The 13608-nt window shown below is 38.9% G+C and carries 16 protein-coding genes; 5 read left to right on the top strand and 11 right to left on the bottom strand.

Features of this window, described 5'->3' with window-relative positions:
* Positions 1 to 2: 2 nt before the first annotated feature.
* The 4 genes from TVG_RS08470 to TVG_RS08885 form a co-directional block, all read right to left on the bottom strand.
* A complete protein-coding gene (locus TVG_RS08470) occupies positions 3 to 140 on the bottom strand; it encodes a hypothetical protein (RefSeq protein ID WP_156769065.1) in 138 nt (45 codons plus the stop codon).
* Positions 141 to 396: 256 nt separating this feature from the next.
* A complete protein-coding gene (locus TVG_RS08315; protein ID WP_156769064.1) occupies positions 397 to 627 on the bottom strand; it encodes a tyrosine-type recombinase/integrase in 231 nt (76 codons plus the stop codon).
* Between the two features lie 123 nt (positions 628 to 750).
* Positions 751 to 1044, bottom strand: coding sequence for a hypothetical protein (locus tag TVG_RS03580; RefSeq protein WP_048053952.1), 294 nt, complete (start codon positions 1042 to 1044; stop codon positions 751 to 753).
* A 442-nt stretch (positions 1045 to 1486) separates the two neighbouring features.
* Positions 1487 to 1621, bottom strand: coding sequence for a hypothetical protein (locus TVG_RS08885; protein WP_277770633.1), 135 nt, complete (start codon positions 1619 to 1621; stop codon positions 1487 to 1489).
* 220 nt (positions 1622 to 1841) lie between these two features.
* Between TVG_RS08885 and TVG_RS03575 the strand changes: the two genes are divergently transcribed.
* The 3 genes from TVG_RS03575 (at position 1842) to TVG_RS08465 (ending at position 3159) form a co-directional block, all read left to right on the top strand.
* Positions 1842 to 2084 (top strand): hypothetical protein, encoded by a 243-nt coding sequence (locus TVG_RS03575; RefSeq protein ID WP_048053951.1) that lies wholly within the window; start codon positions 1842 to 1844, stop codon positions 2082 to 2084.
* 270 nt (positions 2085 to 2354) lie between these two features.
* Positions 2355 to 2945, top strand: a complete 591-nt coding sequence (locus TVG_RS03570) for a hypothetical protein (RefSeq protein ID WP_010916937.1) — start codon at positions 2355 to 2357, stop codon at positions 2943 to 2945.
* 64 nt (positions 2946 to 3009) lie between these two features.
* A complete protein-coding gene (locus TVG_RS08465; protein ID WP_156769063.1) occupies positions 3010 to 3159 on the top strand; it encodes a hypothetical protein in 150 nt (49 codons plus the stop codon).
* 133 nt (positions 3160 to 3292) lie between these two features.
* Here TVG_RS08465 and TVG_RS03565 read toward each other — a convergent pair whose 3' ends face one another.
* From TVG_RS03565 to TVG_RS03535, 7 genes are all read right to left on the bottom strand, one after another.
* Positions 3293 to 4594, bottom strand: coding sequence for a site-specific integrase (locus tag TVG_RS03565; protein ID WP_241760316.1), 1302 nt, complete (start codon positions 4592 to 4594; stop codon positions 3293 to 3295).
* 94 nt (positions 4595 to 4688) lie between these two features.
* Positions 4689 to 4907, bottom strand: coding sequence for a tyrosine-type recombinase/integrase (locus TVG_RS08955; protein WP_083755831.1), 219 nt, complete (start codon positions 4905 to 4907; stop codon positions 4689 to 4691).
* A gap of 90 nt (positions 4908 to 4997) precedes the next feature.
* Positions 4998 to 5255, bottom strand: coding sequence for a tyrosine-type recombinase/integrase (locus tag TVG_RS03560; RefSeq protein ID WP_048053950.1), 258 nt, complete (start codon positions 5253 to 5255; stop codon positions 4998 to 5000).
* A gap of 558 nt (positions 5256 to 5813) precedes the next feature.
* Positions 5814 to 6566 (bottom strand): sulfite exporter TauE/SafE family protein, encoded by a 753-nt coding sequence (locus tag TVG_RS03555; RefSeq protein ID WP_010916935.1) that lies wholly within the window; start codon positions 6564 to 6566, stop codon positions 5814 to 5816.
* A 387-nt stretch (positions 6567 to 6953) separates the two neighbouring features.
* Positions 6954 to 7655: an FmdE family protein gene (locus TVG_RS03545; RefSeq protein WP_156769062.1), complete on the bottom strand. Its 702-nt coding sequence runs from the start codon at positions 7653 to 7655 to the stop codon at positions 6954 to 6956.
* A gap of 839 nt (positions 7656 to 8494) precedes the next feature.
* The gene (locus tag TVG_RS03540) at positions 8495 to 9997 is read right to left on the bottom strand and encodes a MutS-related protein (protein WP_010916933.1); all 1503 of its coding nucleotides are present in this window, start codon (positions 9995 to 9997) and stop codon (positions 8495 to 8497) included.
* Positions 9994 to 11469 (bottom strand): MutS-related protein, encoded by a 1476-nt coding sequence (locus TVG_RS03535; protein WP_162009532.1) that lies wholly within the window; start codon positions 11467 to 11469, stop codon positions 9994 to 9996. Before TVG_RS03535 ends, TVG_RS03540 begins: the two co-directional genes overlap by 4 nt.
* A gap of 1232 nt (positions 11470 to 12701) precedes the next feature.
* Between TVG_RS03535 and TVG_RS03530 the strand changes: the two genes are divergently transcribed.
* Together TVG_RS03530 and TVG_RS03525 are read left to right on the top strand one after the other, a co-directional pair.
* Complete coding sequence (locus TVG_RS03530; protein ID WP_010916931.1) at positions 12702 to 13070, top strand: YbjQ family protein; 369 nt, start codon at positions 12702 to 12704, stop codon at positions 13068 to 13070.
* 15 nt (positions 13071 to 13085) lie between these two features.
* Positions 13086 to 13412 carry a hypothetical protein gene (locus TVG_RS03525; protein WP_048053948.1) on the top strand — a complete coding sequence of 109 codons (327 nt, stop codon included), beginning with the start codon at positions 13086 to 13088 and terminating at the stop codon, positions 13410 to 13412.
* The last annotated feature ends 196 nt before the right edge of the window (positions 13413 to 13608 follow it).

Raw genomic sequence — 13608 nt, 5'->3', positions numbered from 1 at the left:
ACTCACTCAACCTTGGGAATAGTGAAAGTCTTGCCATCATTTGAAACGTAGTACTTGAATTTCTCCTTACACTCAGGACGTTCGTATCTGAAGACCCTAAACTTACCATAATTCCATTCATTCAAAAGTTTCTGGTCCATTTCTGCATTACACAGTGGGCACTTCATAAGAAATCAAAAGACAAGCCTTTGAAAGTTATTAAGGTTATCGAGATAGAAACTCTTTGCATGGCTGATCCTTGAAGATGTTACACACAAATAGTATCCTAACCACTCCTTTATTCCAGAATTCCCACATCTATACTGCTAACCATTAATTTTATTCACAACTAATTTAGAAAAGGAATTCGGCATTTCCACAGCCTTCCGGGATTATTTCTTATGCCCTCAAGCAGGGTTAAGAACACGGGCATGGCAATTGAACTGCCCACAATCCTGACCTTTCGGTAACAAGTCTTTCCCGTAACTGAAAGTATGACCCGTACTGGTCAAAAGATATGTCCCTGTTCTTTAGTGTGATCAGTTCTTCAATCCTGCACCCCGAATCATACAGGGATGAAATAAAGGCCCGATCCCTTGGATTCTTCAATACGGTAAGTATTCGTTGCATCTCGGTTTCAGTTATCATGTTGTCCGGTTTCACATCTCTGTTTGGGTGATTGTTTGGCCTTATCCAGGCAACGCATTCCGGATTCTGCTCCTTGAGGTGCCAGCCGTAGAACTTCTTCAGGGTGGACTTATAGTTTTCGATTTACCAGTCAGAATAAACACTACTGTGGTTTTTCCCCTTGATTCTCCTGCCGATCTTCCCCGACATGAGTGTGGACATGACTCTCTTTATGTCCGCAGTTGACGGGTTAAGAAATTTATCAGGGATCAGCGAAGCTATCTGCCTCAGCCGGATTGCGTAGAAATACTGCCGGTTCAGTGAAAGGCCCGAAAGTAGTATGTCATCTACAAACTCACGTATCTTGTCCTTGACCACCCTGGGAATATCTGAATTTTCCAGCCTCCCTATCTCCTTGTTCGTTGTCTCCTGATCCATGGAATTGTGTCCCAAGGAAGTATATAAAAATTGTCAGGCATTAAACCTATGAGTAAATGCCGGCCCACGGCATATATTCATAAATTCAGCATTATTCTCATACTGTTGTGGATTTTTGATGAATTTATCAAGATAGCTCTAGAGGATCCGTTAAAATCAGATCTCTTCTGGTACTTACTATTGGTTTTAAACTTCATTTCCTGTCTGTCAAGGCCATTAGACCTGTTTAACTAACTTGATCATTAAAAAACTAGGCAAATACACAAAGTTTACCGGAATGGCTGGAAATATACTAAAGCGCCTTTCTTTGACTTTTTTAGGAAAGTCATGGATTGGCGATGGCGTATTTCAAGAAACAAAAATCACTATGCGTGCTAAGGTGAAAACATACGTGTTTTGAAACAAGGTCATGAACGCTTTCTGGCCTCAACAATAGTAGCCTTTAGGCCCCATATGGAGAGTATTCAGGGGTTTGCCGTTGCCCTTGACGGAAATTGAATTCCTTCTCTTTTGCAAATATTCCTTTAGCGTCCCAGAAGTTAAGAAGTTCGCATGTATCAGTAGCTGCCATTTTCATGAATTCTACTGATTCCCTTCATGAATTGACTTCTTCGTTTAACTCCTTTTCAAGTTTCAATGCGGCATCCATTCTACAAAGAGACTTTAAGTTAACCATTATCTTACATCCTGAATTGCCATACTTTCAAACCCCAGTAAAATTGAGCAAATAGAACCAAAATACGTTCTAACAGAGCCAGGTCAACCAATTGACCTGACATACACGGAGGTGTGAGAAATTGAACACTGACGCAATCGATATATTCCTTCAGCAGCACGATCTTGAACATCTGAATGAAGACGAACGAAATAATCTAATGCAACTCTTGAAGGCGACCTATCCACTGGTGATCCTGAGAGACAGGATCAGGACGGCTGAAATGGTGCCTAATCACGATCGGTATATGAGATTAGGCTACATCCTGGGCCATCTCGGGTACAGGAAAGAGGGAATATGGTTTGTCTATAGGGGCAGCAGATGACAAAAAGGCAGAAGCTTAGAGTTACAACACAGAGACCGTGTTTTACATTTTGCATGCCTGAGTCCCTGAAAAACCCCTATATTTTTGCCGAGAAAATTTCGTTTTTCTAACACAGACCCAGTGAAATAGCCGTTTTGCCATTTTTGCCAATTTTCGTTAGTTGCACGAATCAAGCATATCGCCAATTATATGGCGAGCATAAAATAAGAATATAGTGTAATATAGCAGGCATGCAAAACTATATATCCACTTCAGAATTATATAGCACTAATGAGAAGTGATAAGGTCGATAAAACAAAGAAGTACCCGCCGGCTTACTACAGATACCGTGAGAAGCACGTTACATTATCAATCCTGCTCAGCAATGATTTTAAGGAGTTTCTGGACCACTACAAGAAGAGTGGCATGACATATCCGGAGATAGTCAAAGACGCCCTTGAGAAAGGCAAGAGAATGAGTGAAATACTCCAAGCCGAAGCCAATGACAAGCTCGCACTCGAAATGGATGCCTTCGTGAAGGCCAGCGACCTGGCGTATAAGGAACGGCTGGAAAAAGAACTAGCCACAATGGAGGAAACAATTCGGGCAAGAGTGAAGGAATCCGTCTTATCCGCCATCGCAATAAGCACCGAAAGAATTCAAAAGGCGATACTCAACAGTTTCGCTTTCGATGAGCACGGTAAACAGCTGATACGTCGGATCTTTGAGCGTTACCGGTTTACGTGGAATTCTGTAGAAGCGAAGCCACAGCAACACGGGGCTATCAGCGGGGCTCACACAGCACCCCCTCAGGATGAAGATGAAGATGACATCGAAGACGTAGATGACGACGATCAATACACTCCAGGATGGCTGCAGTGAAAAAAATGAGCCTCACGAAAATATTTATGTAGCTCGTTGTCTATATAGAATCAGGAGGTGAACCATGGCGGAAGGCTTCAAGATACCTGAAGAGTCCAGGGAAAGGATATCTGCAGATATGAAGGCGAAGTACAGAGGCCCTGAAGGCCCAAGACTTCGGGAGATAGACCACGAAAATGGACTCAAGGCTAGAGGCTGGAACAAGCGCAGGTGAAATCTTCCCACACCTCCTTGCTACCCCTGTTTTTTTATTTTCCTCATTTTCGCTCTGCGCATCGGATTTTTCGCCTTCTCCATTCAATGCTGGACGCTTTGGACGATTAAAATTGGAATACCCCTTGACTAAATCAAGAGGGCAGCCTCACAATTGCTTTATTGCCCGGGAAATCCCTCACGTATTCCCACCCCTGTTCGATGTATTTTTCCACGTCCTTGAAAGGGATCACTTTTTGAGAATTGCCGTTGTTCAGGAGGTCCGCCTTCCTGTCCTTGAATATCTCTCCGAGCCTTTTCTGATATTCGGCAGTGTCAAGGTTCCTCAGCTCCTCTTTCTGATCGTCCGTCAGTGTAATGCCGAATGCCCCCGTTAATGTGTCAATGGCGGAATCCCTGAGCATCTTCTGGTAGTCTTCTTCTTTTATGCCCTTTTCCTCGGTCTCAAAGAACTTAGTACATTTCAGGTACGCCGATCTCATTCCTTCTATTGTTTCGGGCAACAGGCGCTTATTCGTGGAATACGTGGCCTCGATGTCGCCCTTGTGCCCCATGATGTACTGGCGCCAGGGATGCGAGATAGATCCCTTGGATTCAGCAATATCAAGAGCAGTTGCAAAATAGACCCTAAGGACATAGGGGCGCATTGATAAGTTCGAATTCCTTATGGCCTTCCTTATTTCTCGCGCTATTAGGGCCGTTCTCAGGAAGCCATGCGCAGTCTGCACATTCCCCGGGTCCGGAGCAAGCAACGCAGATTCTTTTTTCAGGATCTCACCGGATGCCTTCCTGTGATCCAGGTAGTCTTTCAGGTAGCCGCAACCTTCCTGCCCCAGGAATGTGAAGTACTTTAGCCTTGTCTTGCTCAGGCCGTTGCGGACGTTGATCTTTGCCGGCACATTCTTGAATGTCAGCGTGTCTATGTCCAGGTCCTCAATATCCCCAAGAGTGAGGCCGTCCGTCCCTTCATAATTTCCTAATACTTCCGGCCTCAGTCCCGAGAACGCCATGAGTGAAACAGAAACCCTTGACCTCACTGTCCCCATTCTCAGGATCTTTGACAGTTCTTCTTTTGTTGGGACCCGTTCGTCCATCGTGGTTTCATTGAGGCGCTCATTCGGAATGTTTATCCTGATCTTGTAGTCGATATCATTGAAGCGGATCCATGAGTGAAGTATTTCCTTTACCTTGGCAAGATATGCACCCCTTCTCCCCTCTGCAATCATTCGGATGGTGAAGTCCTGGAAGTTGTCCTTAAGGGTTCCTTTCTGGGCCATGTCAAGCAATCCCTCCGGTGTAGTATTGTTGATAGTGCAATATCGGAGCAGGGACCTTCTCCAGATATCGGCGCTGATGGGAGATCTGGCCCTTACGTTGAGATACCAGCGATTGACCCTTTCATTCTTTTCAAAGTCCTCATACTTTTTCGTTCCCACGAGTAGCCATGCCATAGAAGAATATTAAGGATTCGGTTACGCTCGTAAGCGACCACCGTCCGGGGCGTACTATCGGACGCAGACTGAGACCTTTCTAACTGAGAAGTCGCATGTCCAGGGACCTCACAAAATAAAACTTCTTCACGTACTTCTGTACTTTCGAGGGTGCACCCGCGACTTCCGGCTTTATATAGATCATCGTCGTGCCTATGCTCGTATGGCAGAGTAATCGACGTATCAGTTCGGACTTTAACCCATTCTCCCATAAATACCGTCCGCATAACCTTCTCGCTCTATGAGGTGAAAATGGTATTCAGGCTCACCTTCCTCTATCAAGGGATCTCCGTACTGATTATTGAACAATGCCTTCGTATTCCTGTTCGACTTATCGACTAAGATATGTCTAAAACGGGAGATACTTCAAATAGACCTCTTTAACGCTAGGAACTATCGGGACTTCGCGATATTTCTCATTCTTCCAAGTACACACTATTATTTTTTCCGCATCGGTGTAGAAGTCATCCACAGACAAACGAATCATATCGATGTATCTTAAGCCTTCTTTGAACAATACTTCTGTGATCAACCGGTAGTGCAGGAAGATGTAGCCTTTGCAAGCTTCTATTAGTTTTTCGTGGTCGCCGAGGGTGGCCCTAGGCATGCTGAGGAAAAAGAGGTATGCGTTCTAGGGCTTTATGTAAGTGTTCAATGTACGTTCAAGAGTGCCTTAGCATCTCTCCTTCAGGACCTATTCCCAGAAGGAATTTTTGTTGTCAAAGTTCACCTCTACGATAGAGTCGATCATAGAAGATGCTTTATCCCTCCTCTAGGCCATGGGCACGTAATTTAAAATAAAACTTTAAAAGGGATGTCAGCTGAATAACTTCAAAAAAAGATTATTGAGGAGAGATTTAAAAAAAGATTTTGCAAAAATACTGCACTCTATCTAGAAAGTCGATGGTGATTATGCCTGAAAAATTCACAACAGACGAAAAATTGAAGATCGATTTAGAATCGTTCACTTCAACCAAAATGGCGCAGAGTTACAGAATGGCGGCACTTCTGTTGCGCAGGTCAATGTAAGATAGGAACGGTGCTTGGAGGGGAGGGAAAGCATTAAGCTAAACATCAAAGACAACGGATATAAGAAAGTAGATAGACGGCGTCTATATAAAAATGAATGGATTAAGGTTTGACTATAATCTTGCAATTTTAATGTTCAAATTATTCCCACTAGTATCTTTATCAGTACGAACGCTATTATTAATATTATTGTGTATTTTACGTAAATTGTCTTCATCTTGTTCATTAAATATGATCCTGTAAATCCTCCTAAAATTCCACCTATCAATATTATCAGCCATAGATTGTAACTTATTCCCTTCAATAAGAACAGGTAACTAGTAAAACCACTTGCTGAACTAAATAAAGCGATAAATCCTGCAGTAGCTGACACTTTCTTATAATCTTTTTCTATTAGCGCTAAAACAGGTAAAATTATCATTCCTCCTCCTACGCCTAGTAAACCACCAAGAAATCCCGCAATAGCTCCTACTAATACACCAAGAGCATAGCCTTTAGCATTAACAGAAAATTTATCTGAGTTTCCTTTCGCCTTTCCTCTTATCAAATTATATAAAGTGTATCCTAAGAACATTACAAACATCCAGAGTAATACCTTCCTTGGAGTATGAATTCCTACAAGTGCACCCATGGGAGCCATGATAACTGCGGGCGCTAAGAATATAATACCTAATTTCCATAATACCCTATCTCTTTTTCCGTTGTTTACAGTAGCTGAAGATAATGAAAATACGTTTAATAAAAGTCCCGCTGCAGCTGCTATTGAAAACGGTATGCCCATGGAATAATATATGGGTATTAGCGTGTTAGCAGCCCCTACACCTGCCGTTGCAAACAATGCAGAAAGTATCCAGGTTATAATAAATATAATTAAGAAAAATAGACTCATCTCTATCTCCCTTTGTTTTTTTAAATTTCATAGCAAGATGCGTACATATTTTTACCATTTGATATTTTTACATAATTTCCACTCATAGATTCGGCAAAATCATTGCTCGCTATTTTTACAATAGTTTTCTTGTGAAAAATGTAGCATAAGTTGCTAGAAAACTCACGAACAGAATAGTCTTTTGGGACCCGATGAAATATATCGCTTATAACTGTACCATTAAATTTTCTGATTGCATAAGTAGTTCGCACTTCTGTTTCCACGTGTCTAAAAATGTTAAATCCATTATATCTATCGGATATTTCTTGAATAGGCCTCATTATAATCACACCTTTACCATAAACTCATGAACGCCGCACATTAGAGCAAATTTTGCTAAAATGTAATTTAAAATTTCACTGGGTGATTTTCATCCACGTTATAATAATCTGGTTTGCAGATGAGTTTTCCTTCTGAGGGCACAAGATCGATCTCGTAGACGTATTCGTGGCATTGATCGCATTTCTTCTTTACACCACTCTTCTTAGCAGGTATGGGATGAAAATCCTTGATGAACTTATATTCAAACATCTGTTCATCGGAAAGGCTAGGCATCCAATCATTTATTATTGGATCTATAAATTCATCAGGTATCTCAGAGGGTTCCTTACCACTTTTCCTGAGACTGAAGAACTCAGTTGCACGGGATGAGAGTTCATCCATAATTTCGTCCCTAACGTGTACCCTTACTGCTCCTTTGTCCTTACGATATAGTATCAATGCAAGTTTTCCATAACCAAGCAGGTTCAACAGCCCTTTACCATAAGTGCATCCAGTAGCGGCCTGTAACCCGTCATTAAAACAACCGTTCAAATCTTTCTCGCTCATCTCTGAGTAAATTAACGTTTTATGGTCTTTTTCTCGATCTATCTTCAGCAATTTCATAGCATAAAGCCCGGCCCTGTAACCAAGAGGCATGTACGGGCATTTATGTCCGTGGAATGTATACGCCCATTCGGGTATCAAAACCTTAGAACTTTCCAGTATTTTTTGTTGAGTCTGCGATTCCGAATTTCCTGGGTGCTCTATTTTGTTCCTTTCACTTTCCATAGACGTTGCATTTCACAATATTACAAAAAATTAGTTGGCAAAAATTGCTAAAACGAAGATAAGAGACAAAAATTGTATCATTTTTGAGTTTTCTACATAAAAAATAACTTTATTTTATTGCGTGGACGATGAAGCTACAGCGAAATAATGGCGTTTACGAAAAATTTGATGTTTACAGAAATATTGACATTTGTATTTAATTATTTTAATATATTCAAGTGGAACGATTAGGCCATTCTGAATGCCGCAACTTTCTACCTTGGCATGGACTGTCAGTATAATTATAGTTAATCAACGTAACAATTAAACTATTTTGGCTTATAAATCATGAGAGTTAAAATGTATTTTATTTATACAAATGTTAAACGTAGCATTTTTTTAAATAGAAACTATTGAATTAATATTATTACTGTCAGATCATTGGAATCGATGAAATTTATAATTGTTAAAGTCAATGATGAGTCGAAAGAGCCACAAAAATATTCACACCAAATTCTAGGCCAAATATAAATTCTATTATGGAAAAAGATAATGTTGAGGTTTCAATGGTAGATTCAAAAAAAGGTTCGTCAATCACATTAAAGGTAAGTACAGGTAATCAAAATATAAAAATACAAAACGGATAAAATTTATAGGCGTGATAATTATTCTTAATTTTAAAATACCATATTTTTCTATAATTATTCAAGGAATCATTTAAATCATTTTCAACTATATTAAATCCCTTTTTATGCTGATCAAATTTTTGAATATTTTAATCTCTACGTTCTAAACAACGAAGATTTTTAGTAGACTGAAATTACATTTATCGTTATTTCCCATTGCGTCTACCAGCGTATTTATGTTTTAGCGCTTTCTCCAAATACTTTCAAAAATATGTCATACCCGAAACTTGTTGTTATAGGATCTGCCTGCAGTATCTTAAAAGTACGTTTACCGTTATCAAGCCTTTCTGCTCTTAGAAATGTCGGATTATACACACTACCGAGATAGGATTCTGCAAGCTCATTAAAATGAGTAACAAATATGACTTTAACTCCACTGTCCAGCAAGGCATTAATGACCTGCTTGGCGATCTCGGATCCTTCCCTGACGTTTGTTGATGAAAACGACTCATTTAAAAATAACCTGCCTCCTGCCTTTATATGATCAATTATTAAGCTCATTCTATTCATTTCTTCCTCCAATTTTCCCATACTCATGCCAGAATCTTCTTCTCTCTTAAAATGAGTAAAGATACCACTTGCAATATATGCACTGAATGATTCCGCTGCCACAAACATACCACACTGCATCATCAGTTGAGCCTGTCCTATGGCCCTTAGAAGGGTAGATTTTCCCCCTCTGTTGGCACCAGTTATGAATATAATACTGTCATGTTCTGCACTCAGTGAATTTCTAACAGGAACTGTTTTAGTTCTCAAGCAGAGCGCAACATCGTAAATGCCAGTATAATACATTCCATTATTTTCGTTATTTTCTGGAACAGGAAATGAAATAGGTGCACCAATTTTAGTAAGTTCATCAAGAAGATTGAGGCAGCCAAGATAAAATGCAACGCCTTCTTTTATACGATCTATAAAGGCCAAAACGTTTTGTGCAGATTCGGTTAAAATAGCCGCTGTTTCCCGTATACTTTTAGCTCGCATATCTGCCAATTCCTGCGCCCCTATTTCATCCCTATCCGGAAGGACGTAAGTATAGTGGCGCTCTCTTATGAGAGATATCTTATCCAGAATTTTATTTGACTTTGCATCCGGCATCAGCAGATTATACCCTATTAACGAATTTGCAAAGCCAAGTGATCCACGCACAGATATACCATTGTGAAAACGGAGTATTTCCAGATGGTTTAACACCTCAGCCACGTATTCATGGTTAAACTCTTGCATAATCATCGTGAATAGTTGCTTAAGGCCATTAGAATGAAGCAAAGGCAACGCTTCTCTACCAACATCCCTGATATTTTCTATTGCAGTTAAGTATATTTTCAAAATTGATATTGATTCGTGAAGGGCAAATTCAGGATTTGATCGGCTGATCCAGAAATAACTCCTCTTTGCCTCTGATTCTGCAGTTACTATTGTAGAATAAATTTTCCGAATTATGTTTTGGTTTCTAATTGCGTCCTTCAATACATCTTGGCGATATATTATTGTACTTTTATCATTGACGCTATTGAGTATAGTTCTTCTGCATACATCAAAAACATATGTGTCCTTTCCAGCCATAACATTATATAAAATTTCAAGATCGAGATCTTTTTCAAGATCATTGCTGTTCCAAGGAACGCTTTCATTAACTCTTCCGTCGGTATCATTAAAAAGGAGATCTACATTCATTTTCTCACTCTCTCAATAATTTTTTTATAGGTAAGTCCATACCTTTCTGCTATAGCAGTAGCATAGGCAAGACCGTTCGGATCGCTTCTAACAACCCTAAATGTTCTTATCTCTGGTGCAATTGGATCAACTTGACTAACCATACTGATAACACCTCTTATCCTAGCAAGTTCTTCGAAGAATGTCACATAAACGCATATTGAATTCTTTTTATTTATAAGGTCTATGATTTTTGTTCCTATACTAATTGCATCCTTCGAAGCTGTAGAACTGAGCATTTCGTTAATTATGATCAGACTCCTTTCCGTGGCAGAATCAAGTATTTTTCGCATTCTTATGAGATCGTCTTCCAATTTTCCTCTTAGATTTTCAAGATCCTCTGATTTTTCGAAATGAGTATAAATGTTGTCAACTTGAAATAACTTAGCCTTAGATCCCGGAATTGGTAAACCAAGCATAGCTAAAAAGAATACCTGGCCAATTGATCTTGCAAACGTAGTCTTACCGCCACTATTAGGTCCTGTCACTACAATGATATTTTCATTACGGGACAATCTGAAGTCATTTGCAATTACAACGGATCCAGACTGAAGTAGCCTTTGGGCAAGGGCAAGGTCAAAACATTCTATACAATAAATATCTCTAACTGTCCCTACTTCAGGTATACAGAATTTTAGTCCAGTTTTCTCCAGTGGTGAAATATACTCAATATAAGACAAATAAAACTGTAGCTCCCGGTACATTTGAGCTGTGGTTGGATCGATGAAATTCTTGTGATTCTCATAAAATGAAGACAACGCTTTGAACTCTTCAGGAAATAATCTTGCAATAAGCTCCAAAACTGCCGCTTCAACTTGATTCATGGAGGTTTCGTAAAAACGCTTCAGGCTTTTGCTCGTGGCATTCCTATTTGTGAATTTGTCAAACAATTTTTTAACAATCTCGTTGTAGTCATCCTTCCCCTTGTCTCGCCTTATAGTCACCTTTGAAGATTCTATTAACATCTCATATCTAATTGCAGATAAAAGTGATTTTACAGTATTGGCCTCCCTTGAAGCCACTATAAATGCGTCTGTATGTACTAACTCTCTGAGATATTCTCTGAGCATTAACAGACCTTGTGACTTAAAATCCAAGTTATCGAGTTTCAATGAAAAGTCCGCCATTGTATTGAAGTAAAACAAAGCAGCTTCCAATAGCCATCCTTGCTTTTGATAGCCTCCAAGCCTATCAGCTGTTGAAACCCATTTATAGATGGTATTCATTTTTTCTGAAAAATCCTTCATCAATGCAAAAACTTCTGAATTTAGGAGATCCTTGAAGATCTCTTGCCTGTATTTGACTGTATCTAAGCTCCTAGGCATTGTGATAAAAAATGGCCTAAGATTATAATCTGTATAGCCTGAAGTTATTCCATCTATAATCATATCAAGATTGAGATCAGCAAAAAAATCAGGATCGCTATCAAACAATGATTCGGCCTTCTTATCCGGCCATAAAATACTATTAAAGACCATTTCAATCACTCCTGTCGTAACATACTTAAAGCATCAATTACTGTCCAGGAGTTATCAGTCTCAATGAGACAATCATAGGGAACTCCATCCCTCATCATTACTTATTTCGAATCCATGCGTGGAATTCTTTATTTTATATAAATATTTCCCGGACATGATATTGTCAATTTTTGTTGATTTTTTAAGGGATCGATACCTCGAGTGAGATGATGAAAAATCATGTAATAACGCGAGTAGATCCGTGTATAGTAAAGGTATGCATCTTTGTATGCCTATAAGACCATAGCACAGAATTTCTTAACATCCGATAATTTGAAAAAATATCATGTAAGAATTTGCCGAAATGGGTAATTTCACGATGATATTATGATCTATAAGAATATTATATCAACAAATTCTGCGTCTAGGGAAGTTTATAATGATATTAAAAATACGATTTGCTTTCATCTTATTATTTGCATGTAATCGATAAAGCGTTTCACTTGTTAAAGCCTGTAGGAAAATAATGAGAAAAGGCAAAAAGCAAGAGTACCGCATGTGGATGAGCTGATATTATCCGCATACTATTGTTTTAAGAGTATTGAAATGTAATTCCTTTTCCATTACTACAGATAGAGAAGTAAATGTAACTACGAACACATAGAAAAGTCTTCGCACATGTTCGAAACGATACACTAAAGTCGCGTTAAGTAAAGATGTGAAGCAGTCAAAAGATGTGGAGAATATGGCAGGAAGCCAAACGTCAACGGGCATTCGACAAAGCCAGAGACATCCATTCCTAACTACACCTATATACTCCTTCCGTTCTTATATGCACCGAAAATACATATACGCTTTCTGATAAATACCAATAGTTTAATTATTAATTTATATAAAATATATTCTGTTAACAACTCTAAATGGAGATGGACAACAACGTAAGACCCATGTTCCAGGCGATTGCAAGATAATAATCATTCTATTAATAGAGAAATTATAGCGTTGGAAGAGAAAATTATTTACGATGAGACATCTAATTAGTAACTGATTTAGCCGCAGTTAAAAAAGGTCGGTGAAATTAACCCAGGTAGTAAAATAGTGTAAAAAACTGACTTTCTTGGAAAATATTATTTTTAAAAGAAAAATTTTAATATAATTGTTTGTTGATGCACACGTTCTAATTTATATTAGAACAGAATGTGATTTAAATGGATGAAGAACATAACATCATAATGGTTACAACCAATTATATTCCAGGAAAGAAGATTACCAGAATTATAGGTACAATATGGGGTATAACAGTAAGGAGTAGAGGTCTTGGCGGAAATATTGTGGCTGGGCTAAGATCCTTGGCTGGTGGAGAAATAAAGGAATATTCAAAGATGCTTTCCGACACTAGAAATACGGCAATGGAACGCTTGAGAGATGCAGCTGAACAGGTTGGTGCTAATGCTGTCATAGAATTGAGGTTCGATTCATCAGATATTGGCCAAGTAATGACTGAAATTGTTGCCTACGGTACCGCCGTAGTAGTTGAGGATGTATCTTCGGACATCCAAAGAGTAGGACTTTCCTAAAAATTGAATAATTGAATGAGTGACGTTGTTAAGCTACGCGACGTTGCTGATCCAAGAGGAGATCCAATAGCCATCGGCACTGGAATTTTGTTCATGTTAGTGGCTATGTCTGTACAGGATACAATTCAGAATATTGCAGCTCTTATCTATCTTGGTATTCACGGGTTTAATCTCCAACTTTTTATAGGTCAGTACAGTAAAATTGAATTCAAATATTCATTAGAATTTGCACTTTATTTGGGCGCTGTTGCAGCTGTAATGCAGGAAACATTAACTTATATAGTGGTAAAAAGAGATCAAAGCGCTACGCATTTTACATTGGGCTGGGGGTTTCAGCTGTAAACATAGTGGTATTAGTTTTATCTTTAGTGTCTGTTATAGGAAAATAACACAATTCGTTTATTTACTTATAATTCTAAATGTCATAACTTCAATTCTATTCCATCCTTGTGCAGCTACATTTATGAGATGGAGAATGATAATCGGATTTGGAATAGGATCTCTGAGTATATCTACACTCCTTCATGCAATAGTTGGC

It is taken from the genome of Thermoplasma volcanium GSS1 (assembly GCF_000011185.1).
GTDB lineage: Archaea > Thermoplasmatota > Thermoplasmata > Thermoplasmatales > Thermoplasmataceae > Thermoplasma > Thermoplasma volcanium.
The sequence above is the reverse complement of the archived record's forward strand: the minus strand, read 5'-3'. Positions and strand labels throughout refer to the sequence as shown.

What these genes read in the sequence shown, in the direction of transcription:
- TVG_RS08470 (WP_156769065.1), bottom strand. Translation starts at nt 140, where the DNA reads ATGGACCAGAAACTTTTGAATGAATGGAATTATGGTAAGTTTAGGGTC.
- TVG_RS08315 (WP_156769064.1), bottom strand. Translation starts at nt 627, where the DNA reads ATGATAACTGAAACCGAGATGCAACGAATACTTACCGTATTGAAGAAT.
- TVG_RS03580 (WP_048053952.1), bottom strand. Translation starts at nt 1,044, where the DNA reads ATGGATCAGGAGACAACGAACAAGGAGATAGGGAGGCTGGAAAATTCA.
- TVG_RS08885 (WP_277770633.1), bottom strand. Translation starts at nt 1,621, where the DNA reads ATGAAAATGGCAGCTACTGATACATGCGAACTTCTTAACTTCTGGGAC.
- TVG_RS03570 (WP_010916937.1), top strand. Translation starts at nt 2,355, where the DNA reads ATGAGAAGTGATAAGGTCGATAAAACAAAGAAGTACCCGCCGGCTTAC.
- TVG_RS08465 (WP_156769063.1), top strand. Translation starts at nt 3,010, where the DNA reads ATGGCGGAAGGCTTCAAGATACCTGAAGAGTCCAGGGAAAGGATATCT.
- TVG_RS03560 (WP_048053950.1), bottom strand. Translation starts at nt 5,255, where the DNA reads ATGCCTAGGGCCACCCTCGGCGACCACGAAAAACTAATAGAAGCTTGC.
- TVG_RS03555 (WP_010916935.1), bottom strand. Translation starts at nt 6,566, where the DNA reads ATGAGTCTATTTTTCTTAATTATATTTATTATAACCTGGATACTTTCT.
- TVG_RS03545 (WP_156769062.1), bottom strand. Translation starts at nt 7,655, where the DNA reads ATGGAAAGTGAAAGGAACAAAATAGAGCACCCAGGAAATTCGGAATCG.
- TVG_RS03540 (WP_010916933.1), bottom strand. Translation starts at nt 9,997, where the DNA reads ATGAATGTAGATCTCCTTTTTAATGATACCGACGGAAGAGTTAATGAA.
- TVG_RS03530 (WP_010916931.1), top strand. Translation starts at nt 12,702, where the DNA reads ATGGATGAAGAACATAACATCATAATGGTTACAACCAATTATATTCCA.
- TVG_RS03525 (WP_048053948.1), top strand. Translation starts at nt 13,086, where the DNA reads ATGAGTGACGTTGTTAAGCTACGCGACGTTGCTGATCCAAGAGGAGAT.